A 22,246-nucleotide genomic window follows, 5' to 3' on the forward strand; every position below is an offset into this window, starting at 1 on the left:
GACCGAATTTAATGGAACGGGAACTGTCTTAGGAAACTTGGGGGTTTCCGGTGCATGGCCAAGAGCTGGCGGCGCCGCGCTTTATGCATCACGACGTATTGCGGCGGCTGGCTTAAAAGCCTTCCCGCTGACGTGGATTGGTGACGATGGTGACGGAGGTCATTATCTTCGCGCTTGTCAGCGGTCGCAAATTTGCTGTGAGGCAATCGATCAAAGGCGTGCGGCGAAAACCCCGAGATGCGTTCTGATCTACAATCCCGGTGGCGAACATAGCTGTTTGCTTGACGCCGATTTGGAAGATCACGAAGTGGTGACGGAATCCCAGCAAATGATAATAGGTAAGGCAGACCATCTGTGCGTTTCAGCCGGGCCAGCTCAGGCAACAGATGCGATAATCGCACATTATCCTCTCGATCGCTCATTGAGTTGGATAGCCAAGCTTGACCGTCGGTCATTTCCCGACTGGCTTTGTAAAAAGCTGGCTTGCAGAGCGCAATTGATCTTTTGTAACGCTAGCGAACGAGAATTTATTGAAGCTGCCCACCAGGGAGCTCGACCTGCTGATCAGATTATTATTGAAACGCTCGGAGGTGCCGGCGTGCTGATTGACGCACCTGACGGGCGGCGTATCATTTCGGCCAGTGCAATCAAAACTTATGACACTACTGGCGCAGGGGATACCTTGGCAGGCGAAGTCATTGCCAAATATCTGTACGGACACGTAGCGATCGATGAAGCAGTAAGTTTAGGTATGGCTGCAGCAACAGACCTCTTGGCAAGCCGAACAGCAAATTCGGATATCGGACTGGCATGACGATAGAAAAGACCTATATTTCGGCAAATCAGTTGCTTGAAGACTCATTTCGCTTAGCGAACCAGGTGTTCGATTCCGGGTTCCGGCCTACTCATATCGTCGGGATATGGCGAGGCGGTGCCCCAATTGGGATCGCAGTCCAAGAACTGCTTGAATATCGTGGCATTAATAGTGACCATATCGCCATCCGCACTTCATCATATTCGGATATAGACACGCAGGAGCCGTCGGTACGTGTCTTCGCGCTCAGTTACCTGGTCAACAATGTCAACCCTGATGACTCCCTCCTCATCGTAGATGATGTATTCGACTCCGGCCGGTCAATCGAGGCGTTTATCCACGAGCTTTCGTTGAAGTGCCGCCACAACATGCCAGAGACTGTCCGCATCGCCACGGTGTATTACAAACCATCGCGCAACAAAACGAACCTTGCGCCGGACTATTTCGTGCATGAAGTCGACGAGTGGCTTGTTTTTCCTCACGAATTGCGTGGGCTTACTGATGATGAAATTCGGAAGCATAAACCTGAGGCCAGTTTAATTTTGCGGTCGCCGACTAGCTGACTGCCCGATCATTTTTAAAGGGCGGTCACATATTCCAACTCCAGTGATGCCATCAGTGAGTAAAGTTTGAAGGAAATGCAGTGACACCGGAATTATCTGATCTACGCCAGTCGATTATCGCGCAACTGCCAAAGGCGGAGCTGCACTTGCACATTGAAGGCTCACTCGAACCTGAAATGATGTTTATGCTAGCGCAGCGGAATATGGTGGAAATTCCTTACACGAGTGTCGAAGAGATTCGAAAAGCATATGCTTTTTCGAACCTGCAGGATTTTCTTGATATTTATTACCAAGGCATGGCCGTACTTTGTAGTGAGCAAGATTTCTTTGATCTCACATATGCCTATCTTGAGCGCGCACAGTCAGATTGCGTTCGCCACGTAGAGATATTTTTCGACCCTCAAGGACACACCAGTCGTGGAGTGCCCTTTGATAGCGCAATAGGAGGAATATTGCGGGCATTGGAGGAGGGTGAGAAACAGTTCAAAATTTCGCATCGGCTCATAATGTGCTTTCTGCGGCATTTGGATGAAGCGTCAGCGTTCGAAACGCTGTCTCAGGCCGAGCCATGGTTAGATAAAATTGCTGGTGTTGGCCTTGATTCCTCGGAGCTGGGTCACCCCCCGAGCAAGTTCGCTCGGGTTTTCGCATTGGCACGACAAAAGGGACTCAAATTGGTCGCCCACGCTGGCGAAGAAGGCCCCCCGGGATATGTGTGGGAAGCGCTTGACCATCTGCACGTCGACCGGATTGATCATGGGAACAGGGCTTTGGAGGACGAAGCACTCATCCAACGAATAGTTGCAGAAAAAAAGACCCTGACCGTATGTCCACTGTCAAACTTAAAACTCTGCGTCGTTAGTAATTTGGTTGATAGTCCTGTTAAGGCGATGTTGGACGCTGGTATCAAGGTCACAATCAACTCGGACGACCCGTCCTATTTTGGAGGGTATATAAACGCTAACTTTGCCGCTGTCGCCGATGCCCAAAATCTCTCGATCGATAACCTGAAGACGCTCGCTCGAAACTCTTTCACTGGCTCATTTTTGAGTGACGAGCACATAGCTCAACATATCGCTGCAGTTGACCTCGTTATGGATGAGTTTTGTTAACATAGACTGCCAGCCGTTTGCGGTTTCGGTTCAGCAGCCCGTACTGTTCATCGAATGGCCGTTTTTGGAAGATGACGTCGATCACTTGAGCGACCACAATTGGGCGCAAAGCTGCCATTATACACCACAGAAAGCTTGTCCGGTTGGCTATATAGGCGTATCAGGGTTGTAATCGATGGCTTCGAAATTAGCTATATCAGCTTGATATATGGCTTGTCGCAAAACCCCCCACAACAATCCTTAGGTTATGCCGATGACCTGATATTTGGCATGTGCGACGTTCGCGTATGTTTGACAAAAATACCAAAAAGCCGGTGCGTCTGCCTGCCGCTTCAACATTGGATAGCAGCCAAGACCTACCATCGTGGGTATACGCAAAGCCTGAGCCTTTGGCTCACGCAGCAGAGCCGCAAGCGCCGGCGGTCACCACAGACGACCTACTGACCAGAGCAGAGGTGGCGCGGTATCTGCGCGTCTCTGACCGCACGGTGTCGCGCCTCATTCGCAAGGGCCAATTGCCCGCTTTACGCATTGGACGAGCCGTCCGTATCCGGCATGCAGACCTGCTCAATATGCTTGATGGAAAGCCCTGTATTTCTGCGGGTTTAGGTACCTGTCGTGAATAGGCTCTGCCCCATACAGGGTTGGAATAATAGTATACTTACTCACGAATATTACCTATTGTCCGCTCCAGTCTTCACGAGGATATGATGACCCATAACGACCAACATAAGCCAACCCTTGCAGATGCGCTTGTTGCGCTGGCGGAAGCGCCGCTGACCGACATCCAGAAGCGCGATACGCGCAGCGCCGTGATGACTTTCTGCAAAGCGCTGGGTCTGTCGCCCAATGAAGTGCCTGCAAGCAATAAGTATATCCGGCGTAAATTAGAAAGCATCTCGTACATTGCGCTTGGATATTCAAAGGGCCGCTGGGGAAATGTCAAAACCGGTGTGGCACGCGCGGTCGGCCTTGTGGGCAAAAGCTATCCGAGCCGCAACACAACTCCGCTGTTGCCTAAATGGGCTGCGCTTTTGAAGATGCTGCCGGCGTCGCTGAAACGGAAAGTTTCGGCGGGCGCGCGGTATCTCAGTGGCCTTGGTGTGGATGTGGATGCCGTGTCATTGAGTGACCTGCATAGCTACCGCGATACCATATTGAACGATCGCATGCGTGCAAATGCCGAGCAGGCATGGGACCATTTTTTGTGGGGGTGGAACCGTGCGGTTGCGCAATTTCCAGACACGTGGCCGCAAATCACAATCCCGCGCGATGAGAAGCGCGAGATCTATGTCTATCCGTTCGCATACTTCCCACCATCGTTCGAAACGGATGTGAACGCCTACGCTGATCGCATGCGTAATGTGAACTTGGACGACGATGGGCCTGTGCGTCCTTCACGCCCCGCGACCATTGCAACTCGAACCCGCCAGTTACGTGCCGCTGCATCCGTGCTTGCCCGATCCGGCGTTGACCCTGCGACCATTACTAGCATTGCCCGTCTGGTCGAGGTCGATAACTTCAAGCTGATTTTGCACTTTCACATGGAGAGGGCTGGCGGAAAAACGTCTGCAGGGGTCGCGCAAATTGCATCGTGCCTGCGCAATGTTGCCCGCCACTACGTCAAGGTGGATGATGAGCATGACCGTAAGATGAGTGCTCTATGCAAAAGGGTATCTGTGCAGACAGGCGGGCTTACGGCCAAGAACCGTGAGCGGCTTCGGCCTTTTGATGATGCAGAGCTTGTAAGGCAGTTCCTATGCCTCCCAGACACCATCCGCCAACAAGTGGATCGTGATAAGCGGGCGCCGGCACAAAAGGCGGTCTTAGCGCAGGTGGCAGCCGCAATCGCGTTGCTGCAGGCAACACCTATCCGCAAAGCCAATCTTTGCGCCATCGACATCCATCGGCACCTGAAACCGCAGCGCAAGGGCGTCCATCTGGTCATTAGCGAAAGCGAAACCAAAAACAGGCATCCGGTGGATTTTAACATCCCGCCATATGCCTTGAATATCCTGCGCTGGTACATGGCCGAGTATCGGCCCCATCTGATGCATGAATCAACTGATGCCCTGTTCCCGGGGCGTAATGGAAAGCACAAGACGGCCCATACGCTTGGTCTGCAAATTAAAAAGACCGTCTTTGAGTTTACCGGCCACACGTTCAACGTTCACCTGTTCCGCCACTTTGCCGGGAAGGTGTTCCTCGACCAGCAGCCGGGCAATTATGAGGTGGTACGGCAGGTCCTCGGACACAAACGGTTGGATACGACCACGAGCTTCTACTCTGGGGCAGAAGCCAAGCGGGCAAGCGCCATGTTCAATGATGTGGTTGATACGCTGCGAGCTCAGCATGCGCCCATTGCCTCAAAGCGGAGGCCGGATAAATGAGCGGCGGTCGTTATGGTCCGAACAAGACGCCGGAGCGGCGGTGCATGCCGCTTGCGCTTTGGCCGAAGGCTGACCGCACTGTCTGGCAAAATGCGCTGACCCCGGGGACCATCCTTGATGATCACCTTGGGGCATTGGCGCATCTGTCCGTTGCATCCAACTTCAAAGTCGAGCGTGGATATGGACGGTTCCTAACATACTGCAAAATACATGAGCCTGACTGCCTACAGGTGGCACCCGCCGAACGTATTAGTCCGCAGAGGTTAAAGTCTTACGTCAACCACCTCACTGACATAGGTAACAGCACGCAGACCATCATGGCCCGGCTGCAGGATCTGGGTAGTATGGCGTCTCTGTTCGCGCCTGAGCGCGACTGGTCGTTTATAAACCGTCTCGCAAGCCGCATTCGCGCGCGACACAAGCCGGCCCGCGAGAAAAGCCGGATATTGATGACCGATGAGTTGGCGCAGCTTGGCTACGACCTCATGCACGCCGCGCAAGGTAACGACAACATATCGGATGCCGTGCAATATCGCGATGGGCTCATGATCGCCTTGCTTGCCTATGTCCCCATCCGGCGCAAGAACTTCACCGCGCTTGAAATCGGCAGCAGCATCGTGCGGCGGCAGGGTCAGTGGTTTATCCAACTTACGCCTGAGCAGACCAAAACCCATGCGTGGTTCGAGACGATACTACCACCAGTGCTTGAGCCATATCTGCAGCGCTACCTCGACTTCTATCGTCCAATGCTGGTGGCCTGCACGGGCCGTTGGCAGAAGCCTACAGGCAATGCCCTTTGGATCTCCAAACATGGGTCGCCCATGACGCAGGATGGTCTCTACAGCCGCATCTGCCGCCACACAGGCGAACGGTTCGGGGAGCACTGCTCGCCGCATATGTTCCGCGACGCGGCCGCCTCAACGCTCGCAACCGAAGCGCCTGAGTATGTCCGGTTGGCAGCGCCGCTGCTCGGCCACCGCAGTTTTCAAACCACCGAGAAATACTACCGTCAAGCCAAGGCCCAAGAGGGGCATGACAGATTTACACAAGCAATTACCGCACTGAGAGGAGAAGGATGATGGCTAAAACAAACTCAATGACGGCCGAAGATATTCTGGCGTTAGCTGATCACATTATTTTGCCAGATGACGATGCGTTCAAGGAGCTTGCCAAACAGCATAAGCTCAACGATGAACAGGCTTGGGCGCTTACTCGAACCGTCACAAACGCGGTCGAAAAAGTGAAGCGCCACGCGGAAAAACGATACGACGCTCCAGACATCGATATAGCCCTAGACCGAGCACAGACTATTCTTAGTCTTCTAAACGAACTTCGTACTCAGATATCTAATGGTCGCAAGACATTGCAACATATCCAAACGCCTGAAAACCTTGGGCTACTGGGCTCGATGCTATCATTCCAAGCACTCAACGAACTGAACCCAAAAATCAAGTTCGAACTCGACGTAAGCGATTTTGTCGCTGATCAGGCGCGCCTAAACTTACCCAACGGAGTAATCGACGTCGAACGCTACTTTGCGCAACACAAACAGATGTTTGATCTCGAAAATAGGCCCGACATACTCATTTTCATTGTTGATAAAATGCGCGCGCAATTTGAGAGTTACCTTACGGAAAGAGGTCAGAAAAAGCTCGGCGCACCAAGCAATTGGGTCCGAGACACCATCTTATTTGATCTGGCGTGCGATGCCCGTTCAATTCTCGGAACGCGCCCGACGTCGTCGGTCGAGGGCTCTTTTGATAGGCTATGCATAAGTGTATTTGGCGCGATTGGGTACGAGCCCGTAAATCAACATTCTGCTGTTGTCCGAATGCTCAAAAAATACCGCGACGAGGTTAAGTTTTGGAACGCTAACGAATGACGCGCTCCGCTTTTAGTTGCACAACCGTGTTCGGAAATCATCTGGTTCTGCCAATGGCAGGGGCATTCAAATCTGACATCCGGTATACATGTCCAGTGGAACCAGCCCGAATCAGACACGCGAAAGTGAAGCCGCTGTTAGCGGTATTTCGCAACGCGTCGAGTTCGTTGCGTTTGATGGACAGATGCCCGTTTCAGACGCTGAACTGGATGCGCTTGAGCAGCTTCTGGGTCCAGATCTGCAGCAAATATTCCAATAACCCACCAGCCCTCACTACGGCTGGTCGACGCCGTAACTGAGAGGTCGATATGGCATTTTCTTTACCCCAAGCGGATTTGCCAGCTGGCAAGCGCGCAGTTCTATATCTGCGGGTGAGTACTGGAAGGCAGGCTACAGGCGACGTCTCCATTCCGTCCCAACGTGACCTTACGAAACGCTTTTGCGAGGCGAATAACTGGCAGGTTGTGGACGAGTTTGTGGAACCGGGTGCGTCTGGGACGGATGATCGTCGCCCAGTCCTCCAAAAAATGATTGAACAGGCAAAGGAAGGACGGTTTGACGTTATTTGCGTTCACTCTTTCTCGCGCTTTTATCGCAATGGCGCCGAGATGGAGCTGACCATCCGCAATCTGCGCAAATATGGCGTTGAGGTCGTGTCCATGACGCAGCCAACAGGTGATGATCCTTCACAGACCCTGATGCGCCAGATCATTGGCATCTTTGACGAATACACATCTCGCGAGAACGGCAAGAACGTTACGCGTGCGATGCGCGAGAATGCAAAGCAAGGCTTTTGGAATGGCGCTAAGCCGCCGCTTGGATATCGCATCTGCGACTTAGAGCTGCGCGGAGCTAAAATGAAAAAGGGTTTGGAGGTTGACCCTGTTGATGCCGAGACCGTCCGTCTGATATTCCGGCTTTATGCTGAAGGAGACGGACAGAGCGGCCCCATGGGCGTGAAAAAGGTAACCGAATGGTTGAACTCCAACGGCTACCGAACCCGTGTCGGTGCTACGTTTGGCATAGGACCGGTTCACGGCATTCTGACCAATAAATGCTACGCAACAGGTAAGTGGCCTTACGGCGTGAAAAACTTCCGAACCAAACAAAATCACGACCCCAGCTCAGTGATCGAGATAAACATCCCGACCATTGTACCCATGGAATTGTTCGAGCAGGTACAACGACGGCTTTCAATCAATAACCCGAAGGTCACGCCACCACGTGTGGTCAACGGACCAACATTGCTGGCTGGCCTTGCTGTGTGTGCTTCATGCGGTTCAGGTATGACCAAATCGGGTACGCGTCGTCGCGGTAAAATCTACAGCTATTATAGCTGCGCTGGCTGTAAGCTCGGCGGCCGGTCTGTTTGCAAGGGCGGCAACATACCGCTTGAAAAGCTGGATGGGCTAATACTGGACAATGTGACCCGGCAGCTATTTAATCCTGAGCGGATGGGCGCAATCCTTGGGGCGCTCGTGAAGCGGACAAATACCAAAGATGCTGCTCTAGATGATCGGCGGAACCGGCTACAAGCCGAACGCAAGGACAAACAAGAGAAGCTAGCCCGGCTTTACCGCGCCATCGAAGACGGCATTGTCGAGCTTGACGACGACCTCAAGGTGCGAATCGCAACCATCAAGCAAGAACGAGACATCGTTCAAACCTCGCTTGATCGGATTCACGTGCAGGCTACCAACAGCCAAGAATTGACGCCCGACAGGATCGCGGCGTTCGCTAAACTTGCGCACGACAAACTGCTGAATGGTGATGCGCAGGCCCGCCGCGCTTATATGCGATCAATCATCACGCGTATCGAAGTGAGCAAAGAAAAGGTCCGCATCATTGGAGATACCAACGTACTGGCCGCAGCGGTTTCAGGCCGAAAAGACGGCCCGCAAAATGTTCGCGGTTATGTTCGCAATTGGCGCACCCAACTGGATTCGAACCAGTGGCCCCCAGATTAGGAATCTGATGCTCTATCCTGCTGAGCTATGGGTGCTGCGTAGCAAACCATAGCTGTGTGCTATCGGGCGGTCAATTTTTAGCAGAAGGCGGCACGACTGGAAAAAGGAGCGGGGCAACCTGCACGCCTTCCTCCATCAGTGCCTTGGCTTCATCGGCGCTTGTTTCGCCATGGATGATGCGATCTGCTTCCTCGCCATAATGGATCGCGCGGGCGGTTTCGGCAAACTGGCCGCCGACCCATTGCGACTGCTTCAGCATCTCGGTTTGCGCCACGGCAAGCTTTTGAACGAACTCAACAACCGCAGGCGGCAGCGCGTCGGTTTTCGCAGGCTCAGCCGCGGCGGTTGGCGCTGCTACATCGGCGATAGGAACAGGCACGCTGCGTTGATTGCCCTTTTTGGGCACATGCGGCACGGACAGCGCCTTTTGCACCGCCATGTCATTACATACGGGACAGGCCAGCAACCCGGACGATTGCTGCTTGGAATAATCTTCGGATGACGCAAACCAGCCTTCGAAACGATGTCCGTTGCTGCAATTCAGGTCAAACGCGATCATTATGCCCCGCGCGGCCCTAACAATGCGTCGAGCTTCCCTTGATTTTCCAATGCGCGCAAATCATCAGAGCCGCCTATTGGTGTATCATTGATTAGGATCTGCGGCACGGTCCGCGCACCGGGCACGCGCGCCAGCATTTCGTCACGCTTTGCGCCACCCATGCTTATGTCATATTCGGTATATTGGACGCCCTTACTGTCGAGCAATTGCTTGGCACGGACGCAATAAGGGCATGCGAATTTGGTGTAGATTTCAACATTTGCGGTCATAAAAGTGAAATGGTGCCCAGCCGCCATCAAGTCAAGCATCGAGCGCAGTTACTTTTGCTCCGCGCTTTCTCCGCGCAGGGCACGTGCCCAGCAGAACAGCTGTATCCACGACGTACCGCTTCGTTTCAAAACCGATATGCAGCCATTGCTCGTCGCACCGGTGGTCAGGACATCGTCGATTAAAATGATGCGGCTGCCTTTTAATCGGCCCTGCCATTTGGGATGCACGGAAAATGCCTGCCCAACGGCTTTACGGCGGCCCTTGGCATTTAGGCCACGCATGCTCGGCGTGCGTTTGTGGCGGACGAGTATGTCAGGGACAAAAGCGATTCCACTTTGCGCAGAGAGCGCGCGGCCGATCAACGCGGATTGATTGAAGCTGCGCGACCACATGCGTGTCCAATGCAAAGGAACAGGTGTAATGATGATATTGTCTCGATCCTCTGGCAGATGGCGAACCAGCTGCTGCGCAATCACGCGGGCCAATCCGATCTTTCCGCTATATTTCAGACGGAGTGCGACTTTTGCAGACAGGTCGTCATATTTCACAGCGGCGCGAATGCCATCATGCTTGGGCGGTTTGGCCAGACATGCTGCGCAATAGCTGTGCGCACCTCGGTCATATTCAAATGGCGTTGCGCATCCATGGCACCATGGCGGGGCAAGAAACTGCAATTGTTGCCAGCAATCGACGCAAAATGGACCGCCAGCGGGCGTTATCGTGCCGCAACAAGGGCAGCGTTCGGGCAGCGCCCAATTGAGCGCTGCATGGAAAATGTGGCGGGTGATGGCCATGAAGACTTGTCGGATAAAGCCAGTGTCTGCACAAGGCCGAAATGACCAGTGAGACCAACCCGCCTGAAATATTTGACCGCCAGCGCCGCCGCGCGCTGCGCGAACGTGCATCACGGCGTCAGGGCGATCAATTTCTGTGGACCCATATTGCGCAGGATCTTAGCGAACGCCTGACCTTTGTGACGCGCGCGTTCGAACATGCGTTGATTATTGGACCGATTGCAGACTGGCAAAAGGACATTCTGCCTGCGGACATACGTTGCACGCATATGCCGTTGATATCATTAGGCGGCGCTGACGACACACAAAACGGATGTGAAGAGGACCGCCTGCCCTTTCTGCCTGCATCGTTCGATCTCGTTATCTCGGCTGGCACGTTGGACAGCGTCAACGATCTGCCCGGCGCGCTTATCCAAATCCGGCGGATACTCAAACCGGATGGATTATTTCTGGGCCATATGTTTGGCGCAGGGACGCTGGCCACATTGAAATCGATGTTTCTGGAATCCGACGCAGATCAGGTTCGTCCACATATGCACCCGCAAATTGATTTGCGCAGCGCGGCCGATTTGATCGTACGCGCCGGGTTTGCCCTGCCCGTTGCGGATCAAGATATGACGGAGGTCCGGTATAGCGACTGGCGCGGCATAGTGTCCGATGTACGCGATGCCGGGATCGGCAATGCTTTGGCCGGACCGCGCGCATATCTCGGCAAGAACGTCATCAATCGGCTGGACCAGATTTTTGCGGCACGCGCAGACGCCCATGGCAAAGTGCCGGAATATTTCACGCATCTGTTCCTAAGCGGTTGGGCGCCGTCTGAAAACCAACCCCGTCCAGCCAAAAGGGGAAGTGCGCAAGTTTCGCTTGCCGACATACTGTCCAAAAATCCCGAAGACTAGGGGTCAGAACCTATTAAATGCGCTTAAGCCGTTCAACGAGAGGGTAATCAGCGGGCGGCATTGGCAACGCAGCCATGTCGTTTGGACGCACCCATGCAATTTCAGACGCAAAATGCGGCGTGGGTGTGCCTTCCCACGTCACGCACCTGTACAATAACAGCAACAAATGTCGCTCCCCCAACGGCTCGCTTGCAAAGGTTTCGGGTATAAGGTCTTGGGGGTTTACGGAGATCCCAAGCTCTTCAAACAGCTCCCGCGCAAGCGCAGCTTCGGGCGTTTCACCCGCTTCGACCTTGCCACCCGGGAACTCCCACAACCCACCCATAGAGGCATGGTCCGGACGCTTTTGCAGCAGAATTGCACCACTCTCGTTGGTTAATGCCGCCGCAACTACGAACAATGTTTTTGGATTTTTTTCCATAGTCTCATCATGTTGCAAGCATTTATTAACGCTTGTGTGGGATTTTCCGGATGCCCGCAACCAAGGATCGAAGGGGGACCAATAAAATGTTGGAACTCATTCGACGCATTCAAAAATGCGACCAAGGGGCGACGGCAGTGGAATATGGTTTGATCGTGACGTTGATCATTATCGCAATGATTCCTTCTCTCGGGAACGTTGCAAACGGAATACAGGATGTTTTGAATAAAGTGTCCAACGAATTATCGACGTCTTAGATTTAATGTACACATTAACGAATTAGTAAACATTGATGATTTATCACACTGATGACGGTTAATATTTATAAAACCGCCCGGGTGAATAAAAGAATAACAGGAGAATAAAGATGAAATTTATCAAAAAAATCTTCAAGAATGAAAACGGCGCGACTGCAATTGAATATGGCTTGATCGCGGCTTTGATTGCCGTGGCTTCAATGGCTGCAATCAATACAATCGGGCAGGACATCAACACCGCATTTACCAAGGTAGCCACCCAGTTGCCGAATACGTAAGTTAAAGCTAGCTTTCAGGCGCCGAGCCCGAACAACTAAAAAAGGGTGGGGACTTCGCGGTTCCCGCCCTTTTTATTTAATATGTGACAATCTTCACCTTCTGCCCCGGACGCAACGCTGCGTTGAAGGTCAGCCCATTCAGCGCAAGAAACCGTTCGGTCTGCAGCGAGGGGTACGCCATGCGCGTTGCCAGCGACGCAACAGTGTCTGTGCGCCCCACCGTCACCACGCGTAATGTGCGCGGCTTCACTTCTGCGGCTTGCGCATTGCTCAACCGCGACATGCTTTCAAACATGCCGTCAAACGGGCGCGCATTGGCCGCGGCAATGGTCACAAAATGAAATGCGGTTCCGGGCGACCATTCATAGGCATAGACAGACACGGCGCGCTGCCCCTGCTGCGTATTGACGACGCTGCGGGCGTAAAATGCCGGGATGCCGTTCACCGTCGTCCTGCGGATATCGCGGACGGGAATGGCCATGTTTTTGCCGGCAACAGATTTAAACGCATTGCTGACATACGCATCACGATTGCCGTCGAACGCTGCGGATGTGAACATCGCCTTGCCCGTGTTGCCGTTTATGGAGACGGCTTCATTTCCGTTTTGAATGCCAAAACCGGTTGGCGCGGTGAACCGCATTTTTAATTGCGGATGGATGAATGCCTGCCCCTCAATGACGCCTTGGTCCGGATCGTCACCATAGAGCATGCCGTCAATGGCGGCGAAGTGGGCATCGGCATTGCGCACATTGCTGGCCGGATAGGATTTTGAACGCGTCACGGCACGTGCAACACGCCGCGCGGGATCGGGGTGCGTACTGGCCCATTCGGGCACCGCATTGTCACCAAGGCCAGCGACCCGCGCATCAAGGCTCGTCTGCAATGCCAGCGCATTCAGCATCGATGATAATGCGCTTGGGTCATAGCCCGCCTTACTCAAATAGCGGATGCCGAAGTCATCAGCCTCCTCTTCCTGTGTCCGCGAATATTTCAGACTGAAAACTTGTGCCAGCGGACCCGCATATTGCTTAAGCCCAGCGCCGACAGCGCCAAGCCATCCAGCGGAATCGCCAAGCACTGAACCCAAAATCGTGCCGCCTATGCCCAATATGTTCGCAAATGTAGCGTTACTCTGGCGCTTTTCGCTGTGGCGCGCGGCGGTGTGTCCGACTTCATGGCCCAATACGCCGGCCATCTCTGCCTCGCTATTACACAGGGCAACCAGTTGGCGCGTGATGTAAACATAGCCGCCCGGAAGCGCGAAAGCGTTGTTCACGGACGAATTCAGCAAGGTGACGTTAAAATCATCCTGCGAATTGCCAAGGCCCGATTGCGCCGCAATGTTTTTGCCAACGCGCACAACATAGTCCGTCTGCGGGCTCTGCATCGGACCGCCAAATTCTTTCAGAATTTCGGTGTGATATTTCGCGCCCTCTGCCTTTTCCTGGGCTGTGAATGCGCGCGGCGCGGCGGGCTGCTTCGTTTTTGCATCTGCCGGAAGACTGCCAAATATTACCGTCAATCCAAGGATTGCCGCGCCAGTAGCCATGATAATTTTCGAATTGCGCATCCATGTCCTCCTAAAATCAGGAAAACCTAATTTATCACATTATCTTGCGTACCGACGTAAACTCTTGTGCCGCTGCAAATCGTGCAACGACGGAATAGGCTTACGCACCCATCGCTAAGAACTTTGCCCGGCGTTGCTGCAAAAGCTCTTTCGATGAAAAGGCAGACAGTGCCGCAATCTCCTCATCAATCGCCTTGCCAAGCGATGCAGCCGCAAGCGCATGGTCGCGATGCGCACCGCCTATGGGTTCCTTGACGATTCGGTCGATAATCCGAAGCGCTTTCAAATCATCAGCCGTCATCTTCATGGCCTGCGCAGCATCCGCCGCCTTGTCGCCTGTCCGCCAAAGGATCGACGCGCATCCTTCCGGCGAAATGACGGAATATACGGCATATTCAAACATCAAGACGCGGTCCGCAGCCGCAAGCGCAACCGCGCCGCCCGAACCGCCCTCACCCACGATGCAGGCAACCATCGGCACGCCAAGCGCGAGGCATTTTTCTGTGGAGCGGGCGATGGCTTCGGCCTGACCGCGTTCTTCGGCCTGAATACCGGGGAACGCACCCGATGTATCGACGAGGCTAACCACCGGAATACCGAACCGGTCGGCCAGTTCCATCAGCCTTATGGCTTTGCGATAGCCTTCTGGCTTGCCCATACCGAAATTATGGCGAAGACGGCTTTGCGTATCGTCACCCTTTTCATGGCCAATGACCATGACGCGCCGGCCGTTGAGTCGGGCGAGGCCGCCGATAATGGCCTGATCATCGCCAAATGCGCGGTCGCCGGCCAAGGGCATGAAATCTTCAAACATAGCCTCGATGAAATGTTTGAAATGCGGCCGTTCAGGATGGCGCGCGACCTGTGTTTTCTGCCACGCGGTCAGGTTCGCGTATGTGTCCTTAAGCTGCTTGTCCGCTTTGGCGCGCAGCTTGCCAATTTCGGCGCTGACATCGACGTCGCTTTCGCGCGCTGCATCCTGCAGTTCAATAATACGTGCTTCCAAAGCGGCGACAGGTTTTTCGAATTCAAGATATACCATCATGATTGTCGGTTAGAGCCTGTCGCGCCACGGGTCAACGTGCGCATTGCCAGAGGGTGCCTGCGGTTGACCAATTCCACCAGACGGCTGCTGTCCACATGCGTGTAAATTTGCGTGGTGGCGATATCGACATGGCCCAACATGGCCTGAAGCGCCCGTAGGTTCGCACCGCCCGCCAAAAGATGCGTTGCAAAGGCGTGGCGTAGGACATGGGGACTGACCTTGGCCGGATCTAAACCAGATTGGGCCGCGAGCGCCTTGATAATCTGGAACAGCCGAATGCGGCTGATATGCCCGGCGCGCGACGGAAACAAAAAGCGCGATTTTTCCGGAACGAACGCAAGCCATGTCCCAACCGCCTGCCGCGCACGATTGGAAATGGGCACCATCCGTTCCTTCGCGCCCTTGCCCTTGACGATGATGAACGGCTTGTCCGACACGATTGCGCTGCGCGGCAGCGCCACCAGCTCGGTCGCACGCAAGCCGGAGCCGTAGAGCAGCTCAATCAAGGCGGAGAGCCGATAGTCGGTGGATGCAGGTGCGGGCTGCGCAAGCTTCGCCTCGATTGCGGCGAACAAAAGATCGACCTCTGTTGTATCAAGGATTTTCGGCAGCGCGCGCGCTTGCGCAGGCTTGGGCAAAGCGGCGGACGGGTTATCATCGCGAAAACCCTCCTCATGCAAAAAGCCGAAAAAGCGCCGGAGCACCGATGATTTGCGCGCGACGGAACTGTTGGCAAGGTCGCGCCAATGGCTTGAAAGCGTCACCAACATATCGGCATCGGCATGTGCGAGCTTTCCGCCGGTCAGGCTGGACGCGGCAAGCAAGTCGCTCGCATAAGCCGCGCTGGTATTGGCAGCAACGCCCTGCTCAGCCGCCATCATTTCGATGAAGCGGGCTATCAAATCGCGGTCTGTCGCGCTCATGTCCGTCGATCAGGCGCCGCTGCCTTGATTATCACCCAAGGGTGACCGCTTCGGCCGCAATCATCCGCGCTTCCGCCTCAAGCCCCACCTGACGCAGCGAACGCACGATATAATATAGATGATGCGCCGGCACCGAAGCCCATGACGGGGCCTGCATTCCGGCAACCGCCATCAGCGCGACCGTGCCTTGCTCACCGCGACTTGCTGCGGCCGTAATCGCTTTTGACCAAGTCGTTTGCCGCGCAATATTTACCTTCAGATCGCCAGCAAAATCAGTGCGTGCGCCGGATTCAACGCGGCCCAGTCCGGCAAGTCCGGCCAGCAAAAGCGCGGACTTATGACCATCATCGCTGTCGTCATTGCTATAAAATTCGTCGAGATCACCATAATCCGCCAGAGTGATGCGGCCGGGTGCACCCAAGGTGACAAGTGCCCAACCCAGCGATCCGCCGGAAACAATATTGCTCCATCGCGCCGCCGAACGATCAAGCCCCGCCGTCAACATAGATGCAATCAATCCATCGGCCTGCCCGGCATGGTCTGAATTTGGGGTTATAAGCGCTGCCGCGCGCGCCGTCATAACGAGCGCCGCCAGATAGTCCGCATCCGCCCGCTCTGCGCCCCAAATCGACGCCATTGCCGAAACTTTTCCGGAATCGTCCGATGCAGTATATGCGTTGCCCAGATTTTCAGCCTGCGTTTTCATCGCATCAGGTGCATCGGGATCATCCAGAACCTGCGCATAGAGATCGACCATATCGCGGTTGGAAAATACGCCAAGCGCCGCGGCACCGGGTGCGTATTTGGCGCGTATGGCGGGTGCAAACATGGGCAATTGCGCACGCCATCCGTTAATCTGACGACCACTATTGCTGAACAACTGCTCCGGTGGCTCAAGACCAACGGCTGCAGACAAACCGAAGCGCCACGGGTTCATCCCCTCAACGCCATCCCATTCGATTTTAACCGACCGGCGGCCATTGATGCCCGCACCCACGGCCTTTTCGGTTAACAGATAATCGACGCCCCGAACCCAGCCCTGATAGCGTCCCTGATTGATGAACCCCGTTGCGCTGCCTTGTTCGCCGGCGAGCGAAGCACAAATAGCGCGCGACATTTTCCAGCGCCCGCTGTTCACAAGGCGAACGCCGCCTTCGGTCAAAGGACAGATACCCGCCAGATCGCCATTGGCGAGATAGGTCTGCATCGCGACCTCATGAAGCCGTTTGGTATAGTTGCCAGCATCGACTTGCTGAACAAGCCCACGTGCGACCACCGAATCCCCCATGCGCAGCAACAGCCAAGCCCGTTCTGCGGTCCAATCCGCGCCGTTCACGCCCACTGGCGTATTGGTTCGGCTGGCCAGCAACCGCCGTGCCATGATCGTGCCCCAACGCGACGCGATTGGCCCCGATGTGCGTTCGACAACCTGTTTCAGGAAAGCGCCATTGGTCGCGCCAAACGAAGACGCTGGAAATCCGCCCGATGTTTCGGAGATGATGCCAATCGCATTGAGCGAACGGCGCGCAGCAGGTGGAACGTCATACCGAACGACCATTTCCTGTGCGTCTTCTTCATCCTCTTCTGCGTCGTCAGCCGCAGCGTCCGCACTGACGGCACCCGATGCCGGATTGGCCGGTGATGTTCCGGCCTTGGTGGTTGACGGTGATGAAGACGAAGGACGCGCGGGATTATTGGGTGCCGATGGCGCGGGGTCGCCAAAGCCTTCGGGAAGAAGTGACTCCGGACCCTGCTGCCCCAATGCGGGCAAAGCAAATGCGAGGACGACAGCGGCTGCCGCCAAAAGGCCGCCTTTTGTTATTTTATCAGTCAATGACGCGAACCTGTTTCAAATCTTTGGGGCTGCACTGCAATTTCTCTTATCTGCATAAGTTGTCCACCGCCTAAATATGCACAGCAGAGTAGCAAGCCAAATGCCACTGCCGCAACAATTAGAAAGCGCAAAAACCGGTTTTTACGTCCGCTGCTCCTGGGCGGTCGCGTAATACACTGCTTTTCCATAATTTTCCGGACAAGTGGCAAATTACTTTCGGGTTGGGGATAGCCGATATATAGGCAGTGTCGCAATGCCCGGAAACGATGAACAGAAAATCGGCAACGACCGAACAGTAACTGACCCGGTAATAGACCGGCCGGTCGTTCTTGTCGGGATGATGGGTGTGGGCAAAAGCAGCATTGGAAAGCGCCTCGCTGCGCGGTTAAATGTGCCTTTTGCTGATGCTGACGATGAAATTGAACGTGCCGCGGGACTTTCCATTTCCGAAATATTCGAAAAGTTCGGCGAAGGCTATTTTCGCGATGGCGAGCGACGGGTTATTGCGCGGCTTGTCGAGGGTGCGCCAAAGATCATCGCTACAGGCGGCGGCGCGTTCGTCAATGCGGACACCCGCGCATTGATATTGGAGCGCGCGATATCGATTTGGCTGGACGCAGACGTAAAGGTACTGGCCGATCGCGTTGGTCGGCGCAGCCACCGGCCTTTGCTAAAGGATAAGGACCCTGTTGAAGTCCTGACGGAACTTGGCAAGATTCGAAACCCGCTATATGCGACGGCCAATATCCATATTCGCAGCGATACATCGCCGCATATGCGGACCGTTGAAAATATCGTGAAGGCCCTTGCCCAATGACCGTCATTTCCGTCGACCTGACAAACGCACCTTATGACATTCATGTCCTTGCGGGCTTAATGGCACAGGCGCCGGAATATCTGCTGCCCTATGCGCGCGATAACCGGTTGTTGGTGGTCACAGACGAAAATGTTGCCCGCGCTGTCTGGCCAGCGCTTGAAGGCGCGCTCTCCGCCGCTGGCGTGAAAACCGCAGTATATGTTTTGCCCGCGGGTGAGGCTGGCAAAAGCTGGGGCGAGCTGGAAAAGCTGACTGACTGGATGCTCGCACAGCATGTGGAACGTAGCGATCATGTCATCGCGCTGGGCGGCGGCGTTGTCGGCGACATCACGGGTTTTGCAACGCATATCGTGAAGCGCGGCTGTTCGTTCGTGCAAATCCCGACGACCTTGTTGGCGCAAGTGGACAGCAGCGTCGGCGGCAAGACCGCAATCAACAGCGCGGCAGGCAAAAACCTCGTCGGTGCATTTCATCAACCTGCATTGGTGCTTATCGACCCTGAATTGTTGTCGACCCTTCCACCACGCCAATTGGCGGCGGGTTTTGCCGAAGTGGTCAAATATGGTCTGATCGATGATCCCGATTTCTTCCTATATTGCGAAGACAATCTGGACAGTTTCTTTGCCGGTGACCCCGCCATTCGCGCGCAGGCCATCATAACATCGGTGCAATCCAAAGCGCGCATCGTCGCCGCTGACGAGACCGAACGCACGGGCACGCGGGCGTTGTTGAACCTGGGCCATACCTTTGGCCATGCGTTGGAAGCCGACACAGGCTTTTCCGATAGACTGTTCCATGGCGAAGCCGTCGCAGCAGGCATGGCGTTGGCGTTTCGCTATTCCGTCCGGCTTGGCCTATGCGCCGCAGAGGATGCCGGGCGCGTGTCGCAGCTGTTGAAAGCCGCGGGCTTACCCACCACGCTTTCAGATGCTGGCGTTACCGCGAATGGCGCGTTGCTGGTGGATTATATGCGGCATGACAAAAAGATGAGCGGCGGCACTTTGCCCTTCTTGCTCGCGCGAGGCATAGGGCAAACCTTCCTGTCGAAGGACGTTGTACTGGATGACGTCGCGGCGTTTCTCGACGACGAAGCTCAATCCTGAGCGATCAGGAAATCATCCGAATCATCACCGCCAAAGCTATGCTGTTTACCGGCGTGCAAATCACCACTGGTAAATTGCGCTTTTAGCCGGCTTCGGTCGCGCCGGCGGAATTCGGCGATGATTTCATGAATGGCTTCGCGGTCGGTTCCGAAGAATTTAAGCCCATCGACCGACATGCGGATCGACGATTCAAATAGTTCGCGGATGATACTGATGCCATCATCTTCCATCAAAGCCAGCGCCTGCTGCCGGTCATAAGCGCGCACAAACAGCTTGGTACGTGGGAATGTCTCACGAACGGGCATCAATGACTCTGCGGTCATGTGCCGGTCGTCGATGCAGAAGAATATAGCCTGCGCGTCCTCGCCACCTGCCCGCTGCAACAAATCAACGCGCGTCCCATCGCCGTAGAAGACTTTGACACCAAATTCGCCGCTTGTGTCGATTGTCCGTGGGTTAATATCGATGAGCGTGACCGACCGGCACGCGGCACGCATAATCTGCGACACTTGTTGCCCGAACCGGCCATGGCCAACGATGATGACATTGGCTTGCGCGGCCAACGCGGGGTCATCAAGCTGGGCTGCACCTTTGGGCTTATGTGCCGCAAGCTTGCCAGCAATAATCATCAGGAAGGGCGTCGAGGCCATCGACAGCGTGACAACCGCGCCAAACAGGCTCGCAGCCTCCGGCTCAATCAACAACGCTTGCTGCGCCGCCGTGAACAAAACAAATGCGAATTCGCCGCCCTGGCTCAACAGCATGGCCATGATGATGGACGGTTTGCTCTTCAATCCAAAGAACCGGCCAAGCGCAAAGATGATGGCAATTTTGACGGCGACCAACGCCAGCGCAAGCCCCGCAACGAACAGCGGCTGGGCGATAATGACGTCGACATCCAGCAACATGCCGACCGCAAGGAAAAACAGACCCAGCAGGATTGATCGAAACGGATCAATATCTGCCTCAAGCTCATGCCGGTACGGCGATTCTGCGAGCATGACGCCTGCAACAAACGCCCCCAACGCAGGCGATACGCCAATCGACTGCATGACAGCCGCGCTCACGCAAACGGTGAACAGCCCTGTGACGATGAAGAGTTCGCGTTCGGAAATCTTGCCGACAAGCCGCAACAATGGCGACAGCAAATAGCGCCCGGCGAGCACCAAGCCCAATATGGCGAGGATAGCATATAGAACCAGCCGCCAGCCCGTGATGGCGCCTTCATCTGCCGGCGCACGCGACAATGCCGCTACAATCGTCAGCAATGGGACAATCGAAATGTCCTGAAACAACAGGATGGAGAAGCTTTTTTCGCCATAGTCGGTTTTCATGCGGCCACGCGATTGCAGCAAAGGCAGCACCTGCGCGGTGGATGATAAAGCAAGCGGCAGCCCAAGCACCAACGCCGCTTCCCAGCTGAAGGTCGGCATGGCGAAGCGAATAATCGCAAACATGCCAAGGCCGCACAGGGTCACCTGCAGCGGACCAAATAACAAAATATCCCTGCGCAACAGCCACAATCGGCTGGGCGATAGTTCCAACCCGACGAGGAAAAGCAGCAATATGATGCCGATTTCCGAATAGGCCAATATCGTCTCTGGCGCGCCAATCAGGCCAAGTCCGTCCGGACCGATGGCGATACCGGCAACCAGATATCCGAGCACCGCGCCAAGGCCGAGGCGGCGGAAAATAAGCACGGCAATCAACGCTGCACCCAGCAGCACAACCCCGCCGAGCATCACGTCCGCAACAAGATTATGCGGCGCGTCCTCCATCAGCTTTTCTCTTTGATGTTCTGCGCCGCAGCCAGAACCGCATCATAAGGCAGCAAGATGGCCGCATGCCGTGACGGATAATCACTCGCCGCCGAAAGCAGATCGAGTTCAGGCCAAATATCGGGCATCGCTCCCTCGCGCTTTAATGCTTGGGCAATGCCATCGCGCAGGTCATTAAGCATCGATAGGCTCAACCCATCGGCGTTCTGCCGTAAAATGGCGGCGGAGGCCTGACCCAAGGCGCAGGCATTTGCGCGCAAGGCCAGCCCGCATATATGCCCGCTTGCGTCGGTCATGACATCTGCCTGCATCCGGCTTCCGCAGACAGGGGATCGGACCTCTGCCGACCCGTCGGGGTTGTCAAGACGGTCATTTGCGACCAACGCGGTCGCGAGGCGGAGTATATCGCGATTGTAGAGAGCGGAATCGCTCACTCGTTTGTTCCCGCGGCTTCGTCGTCGGCCCCGCGGTTCTCCCGAACGAAATCAGACATGGCTGTCCCACTGGCGTTCAGCAGCGGATAGGTGCGTGATTGTGTCATCCATTCCGGCCGCGCCTCATCCGCGCCAAAGAACATGCCGTAACCCATGACGAGCAACAGGAATATGAGGGTCGCCATCATCAGCCCCTTCAACATTCCAAAGCCAAAGCCCAAAACACGGTCAAATGGCCCCAAAAGCGATTTGCGCGATCGCGCGCCAAGCGATTTTGCGATCCATCTACCGAGTGCATAGATGACGATAACAATCGCAAGAAATGCCGCAATGGCCGCGCTAGTTTCCGACCCAATGGTTTCCGCCAGTGCAGACGTGGCAGGGGCGTGCAACACGCGCACGGCAGCGATAACCAATATCCATGCAATCATCGACAGCGTCTCTTGCACAAAACCGCGCAATAAGCCGAAAACGGCGCCGCTGCCGATTAGGAAAAATACAATGATATCAAATGCGGTCATGTGAAGCTGCTG

At 55.0% G+C, this 22,246-nt stretch carries 24 protein-coding genes, 1 tRNA gene and 1 pseudogene; 13 read left to right on the forward strand and 13 right to left on the reverse strand.

Translation table 11 applies throughout. The annotated features are described in order from the left end of the window. From ACILQA_RS00405 to ACILQA_RS00440, 8 genes and pseudogenes are all read left to right on the forward strand, one after another. Positions 1–814, forward strand: an 814-nt coding sequence (locus tag ACILQA_RS00405; protein ID WP_395627901.1) for a carbohydrate kinase family protein, incomplete at its 5' end; no start/stop codon positions are given. Then, positions 811–1,377, forward strand: coding sequence for a phosphoribosyltransferase (locus ACILQA_RS00410; RefSeq protein WP_395627902.1), 567 nt, complete (start codon positions 811–813; stop codon positions 1,375–1,377). The genes ACILQA_RS00405 and ACILQA_RS00410, both read left to right, overlap by 4 nt. A gap of 80 nt (positions 1,378–1,457) precedes the next feature. Further along, positions 1,458–2,489 carry an adenosine deaminase gene (locus ACILQA_RS00415; protein ID WP_395627903.1) on the forward strand — a complete coding sequence of 344 codons (1,032 nt, stop codon included), beginning with the start codon at positions 1,458–1,460 and terminating at the stop codon, positions 2,487–2,489. A 287-nt stretch (positions 2,490–2,776) separates the two neighbouring features. After that, positions 2,777–3,115 carry a helix-turn-helix domain-containing protein gene (locus ACILQA_RS00420; protein WP_395627904.1) on the forward strand — a complete coding sequence of 113 codons (339 nt, stop codon included), beginning with the start codon at positions 2,777–2,779 and terminating at the stop codon, positions 3,113–3,115. A 189-nt stretch (positions 3,116–3,304) separates the two neighbouring features. Beyond that, the gene (locus tag ACILQA_RS00425; RefSeq protein ID WP_395627905.1) at positions 3,305–4,879 is read left to right on the forward strand and encodes a tyrosine-type recombinase/integrase; all 1,575 of its coding nucleotides are present in this window, start codon (positions 3,305–3,307) and stop codon (positions 4,877–4,879) included. Next, a complete protein-coding gene (locus tag ACILQA_RS00430; protein WP_395627906.1) occupies positions 4,876–5,958 on the forward strand; it encodes a tyrosine-type recombinase/integrase in 1,083 nt (360 codons plus the stop codon). Before ACILQA_RS00425 ends, ACILQA_RS00430 begins: the two co-directional genes overlap by 4 nt. Further along, on the forward strand, positions 5,955–6,761 hold the full coding sequence (locus tag ACILQA_RS00435; RefSeq protein ID WP_395627907.1) for a hypothetical protein: 807 nt from the start codon (positions 5,955–5,957) through the stop codon (positions 6,759–6,761). Before ACILQA_RS00430 ends, ACILQA_RS00435 begins: the two co-directional genes overlap by 4 nt. Before the next feature lie 308 nt (positions 6,762–7,069). Beyond that, positions 7,070–8,176 (forward strand): annotated as a pseudogene (locus ACILQA_RS00440) (recombinase family protein); the annotation flags it as partial. Positions 8,177–8,323: 147 nt separating this feature from the next. Here ACILQA_RS00440 and ACILQA_RS00445 read toward each other — a convergent pair. The 5 genes from ACILQA_RS00445 to ACILQA_RS00465 form a co-directional block, all read right to left on the reverse strand. Continuing rightward, entirely contained in the window at positions 8,324–8,512 is a 189-nt protein-coding gene (locus tag ACILQA_RS00445; protein WP_395627908.1) for a hypothetical protein, read from the reverse strand. A 174-nt stretch (positions 8,513–8,686) separates the two neighbouring features. Continuing rightward, positions 8,687–8,763 (reverse strand) — tRNA-Arg (locus tag ACILQA_RS00450). A 35-nt stretch (positions 8,764–8,798) separates the two neighbouring features. Further along, a complete protein-coding gene (locus ACILQA_RS00455) occupies positions 8,799–9,287 on the reverse strand; it encodes a DUF1178 family protein (protein ID WP_395627909.1) in 489 nt (162 codons plus the stop codon). Continuing rightward, positions 9,287–9,556 (reverse strand): glutaredoxin 3, encoded by a 270-nt coding sequence (gene grxC, locus ACILQA_RS00460; protein ID WP_395627910.1) that lies wholly within the window; start codon positions 9,554–9,556, stop codon positions 9,287–9,289. Before grxC ends, ACILQA_RS00455 begins: the two co-directional genes overlap by 1 nt. 48 nt (positions 9,557–9,604) lie before the next feature. Continuing rightward, entirely contained in the window at positions 9,605–10,351 is a 747-nt protein-coding gene (locus tag ACILQA_RS00465) for a ComF family protein (RefSeq protein WP_395627911.1), read from the reverse strand. 41 nt (positions 10,352–10,392) lie between these two features. Between ACILQA_RS00465 and ACILQA_RS00470 the strand changes: the two genes are divergently transcribed. Beyond that, positions 10,393–11,253, forward strand: a complete 861-nt coding sequence (locus tag ACILQA_RS00470; RefSeq protein WP_395627912.1) for a methyltransferase domain-containing protein — start codon at positions 10,393–10,395, stop codon at positions 11,251–11,253. A gap of 13 nt (positions 11,254–11,266) precedes the next feature. On the opposite strand, the gene ACILQA_RS00475 is transcribed toward ACILQA_RS00470, so the two are convergent. Further along, the gene (locus tag ACILQA_RS00475) at positions 11,267–11,674 is read right to left on the reverse strand and encodes a (deoxy)nucleoside triphosphate pyrophosphohydrolase (protein WP_395627913.1); all 408 of its coding nucleotides are present in this window, start codon (positions 11,672–11,674) and stop codon (positions 11,267–11,269) included. Positions 11,675–11,760: 86 nt separating this feature from the next. On the opposite strand from ACILQA_RS00475, the gene ACILQA_RS00480 reads away from it, so the two are divergent. Next, entirely contained in the window at positions 11,761–11,931 is a 171-nt protein-coding gene (locus ACILQA_RS00480; RefSeq protein WP_324482280.1) for a Flp family type IVb pilin, read from the forward strand. Positions 11,932–12,041: 110 nt separating this feature from the next. Further along, positions 12,042–12,209 (forward strand): Flp family type IVb pilin, encoded by a 168-nt coding sequence (locus tag ACILQA_RS00485; protein ID WP_324479464.1) that lies wholly within the window; start codon positions 12,042–12,044, stop codon positions 12,207–12,209. A 76-nt stretch (positions 12,210–12,285) separates the two neighbouring features. On the opposite strand, the gene ACILQA_RS00490 is transcribed toward ACILQA_RS00485, so the two are convergent. The 4 genes from ACILQA_RS00490 to ACILQA_RS00505 form a co-directional block, all read right to left on the reverse strand. Next, entirely contained in the window at positions 12,286–13,779 is a 1,494-nt protein-coding gene (locus ACILQA_RS00490; RefSeq protein WP_395627914.1) for a M48 family metalloprotease, read from the reverse strand. A 100-nt stretch (positions 13,780–13,879) separates the two neighbouring features. Beyond that, positions 13,880–14,824: an acetyl-CoA carboxylase carboxyltransferase subunit alpha gene (locus tag ACILQA_RS00495; protein WP_395627915.1), complete on the reverse strand. Its 945-nt coding sequence runs from the start codon at positions 14,822–14,824 to the stop codon at positions 13,880–13,882. Further along, on the reverse strand, positions 14,821–15,747 hold the full coding sequence (locus tag ACILQA_RS00500; protein ID WP_395627916.1) for a tyrosine-type recombinase/integrase: 927 nt from the start codon (positions 15,745–15,747) through the stop codon (positions 14,821–14,823). The genes ACILQA_RS00495 and ACILQA_RS00500 overlap by 4 nt, the downstream gene beginning before the upstream one ends. A gap of 31 nt (positions 15,748–15,778) precedes the next feature. Then, positions 15,779–17,581: a hypothetical protein gene (locus ACILQA_RS00505; RefSeq protein WP_395627917.1), complete on the reverse strand. Its 1,803-nt coding sequence runs from the start codon at positions 17,579–17,581 to the stop codon at positions 15,779–15,781. 337 nt (positions 17,582–17,918) lie between these two features. Between ACILQA_RS00505 and ACILQA_RS00510 the strand changes: the two genes are divergently transcribed. Together ACILQA_RS00510 and aroB are read left to right on the forward strand one after the other, a co-directional pair. Then, a complete protein-coding gene (locus tag ACILQA_RS00510) occupies positions 17,919–18,398 on the forward strand; it encodes a shikimate kinase (protein ID WP_395627938.1) in 480 nt (159 codons plus the stop codon). Beyond that, complete coding sequence (gene aroB, locus ACILQA_RS00515; RefSeq protein ID WP_395627918.1) at positions 18,395–19,501, forward strand: 3-dehydroquinate synthase; 1,107 nt, start codon at positions 18,395–18,397, stop codon at positions 19,499–19,501. The genes ACILQA_RS00510 and aroB overlap by 4 nt, the downstream gene beginning before the upstream one ends. Here aroB and ACILQA_RS00520 read toward each other — a convergent pair. The 3 genes from ACILQA_RS00520 to ACILQA_RS00530 are packed head-to-tail and all read right to left on the reverse strand — an operon-like array spanning position 19,492 to position 22,234. Continuing rightward, the gene (locus ACILQA_RS00520) at positions 19,492–21,279 is read right to left on the reverse strand and encodes a monovalent cation:proton antiporter-2 (CPA2) family protein (protein WP_395627919.1); all 1,788 of its coding nucleotides are present in this window, start codon (positions 21,277–21,279) and stop codon (positions 19,492–19,494) included. The two genes, aroB and ACILQA_RS00520, sit on opposite strands and share 10 nt — an antisense overlap. Further along, entirely contained in the window at positions 21,279–21,713 is a 435-nt protein-coding gene (locus tag ACILQA_RS00525) for an iron-sulfur cluster assembly scaffold protein (protein WP_395627920.1), read from the reverse strand. Before ACILQA_RS00525 ends, ACILQA_RS00520 begins: the two co-directional genes overlap by 1 nt. Next, a complete protein-coding gene (locus ACILQA_RS00530) occupies positions 21,710–22,234 on the reverse strand; it encodes a CvpA family protein (RefSeq protein ID WP_395627921.1) in 525 nt (174 codons plus the stop codon). Before ACILQA_RS00530 ends, ACILQA_RS00525 begins: the two co-directional genes overlap by 4 nt. Positions 22,235–22,246: the final 12 nt, after the last annotated feature.

This window comes from Sphingorhabdus sp. (assembly GCF_044239005.1).
Classification (GTDB): Bacteria; Pseudomonadota; Alphaproteobacteria; order Sphingomonadales; family Sphingomonadaceae; genus Sphingorhabdus_B.

Bases quoted from the DNA above. Each gene is read 5' to 3' on its own strand.
- ACILQA_RS00410 (WP_395627902.1), top strand. From the start codon at position 811: ATGACGATAGAAAAGACCTATATTTCGGCAAATCAGTTGCTTGAAGAC.
- ACILQA_RS00420 (WP_395627904.1), top strand. From the start codon at position 2,777: ATGTTTGACAAAAATACCAAAAAGCCGGTGCGTCTGCCTGCCGCTTCA.
- ACILQA_RS00425 (WP_395627905.1), top strand. From the start codon at position 3,305: ATGACTTTCTGCAAAGCGCTGGGTCTGTCGCCCAATGAAGTGCCTGCA.
- ACILQA_RS00430 (WP_395627906.1), top strand. From the start codon at position 4,876: ATGAGCGGCGGTCGTTATGGTCCGAACAAGACGCCGGAGCGGCGGTGC.
- ACILQA_RS00435 (WP_395627907.1), top strand. From the start codon at position 5,955: ATGATGGCTAAAACAAACTCAATGACGGCCGAAGATATTCTGGCGTTA.
- ACILQA_RS00455 (WP_395627909.1), bottom strand. From the start codon at position 9,287: ATGATCGCGTTTGACCTGAATTGCAGCAACGGACATCGTTTCGAAGGC.
- grxC (WP_395627910.1), bottom strand. From the start codon at position 9,556: ATGACCGCAAATGTTGAAATCTACACCAAATTCGCATGCCCTTATTGC.
- ACILQA_RS00465 (WP_395627911.1), bottom strand. From the start codon at position 10,351: ATGGCCATCACCCGCCACATTTTCCATGCAGCGCTCAATTGGGCGCTG.
- ACILQA_RS00470 (WP_395627912.1), top strand. From the start codon at position 10,393: ATGACCAGTGAGACCAACCCGCCTGAAATATTTGACCGCCAGCGCCGC.
- ACILQA_RS00475 (WP_395627913.1), bottom strand. From the start codon at position 11,674: ATGGAAAAAAATCCAAAAACATTGTTCGTAGTTGCGGCGGCATTAACC.
- ACILQA_RS00480 (WP_324482280.1), top strand. From the start codon at position 11,761: ATGTTGGAACTCATTCGACGCATTCAAAAATGCGACCAAGGGGCGACG.
- ACILQA_RS00485 (WP_324479464.1), top strand. From the start codon at position 12,042: ATGAAATTTATCAAAAAAATCTTCAAGAATGAAAACGGCGCGACTGCA.
- ACILQA_RS00490 (WP_395627914.1), bottom strand. From the start codon at position 13,779: ATGCGCAATTCGAAAATTATCATGGCTACTGGCGCGGCAATCCTTGGA.
- ACILQA_RS00495 (WP_395627915.1), bottom strand. From the start codon at position 14,824: ATGATGGTATATCTTGAATTCGAAAAACCTGTCGCCGCTTTGGAAGCA.
- ACILQA_RS00500 (WP_395627916.1), bottom strand. From the start codon at position 15,747: ATGAGCGCGACAGACCGCGATTTGATAGCCCGCTTCATCGAAATGATG.
- ACILQA_RS00510 (WP_395627938.1), top strand. From the start codon at position 17,919: ATGATGGGTGTGGGCAAAAGCAGCATTGGAAAGCGCCTCGCTGCGCGG.
- aroB (WP_395627918.1), top strand. From the start codon at position 18,395: ATGACCGTCATTTCCGTCGACCTGACAAACGCACCTTATGACATTCAT.
- ACILQA_RS00520 (WP_395627919.1), bottom strand. From the start codon at position 21,279: ATGGAGGACGCGCCGCATAATCTTGTTGCGGACGTGATGCTCGGCGGG.
- ACILQA_RS00530 (WP_395627921.1), bottom strand. From the start codon at position 22,234: ATGACCGCATTTGATATCATTGTATTTTTCCTAATCGGCAGCGGCGCC.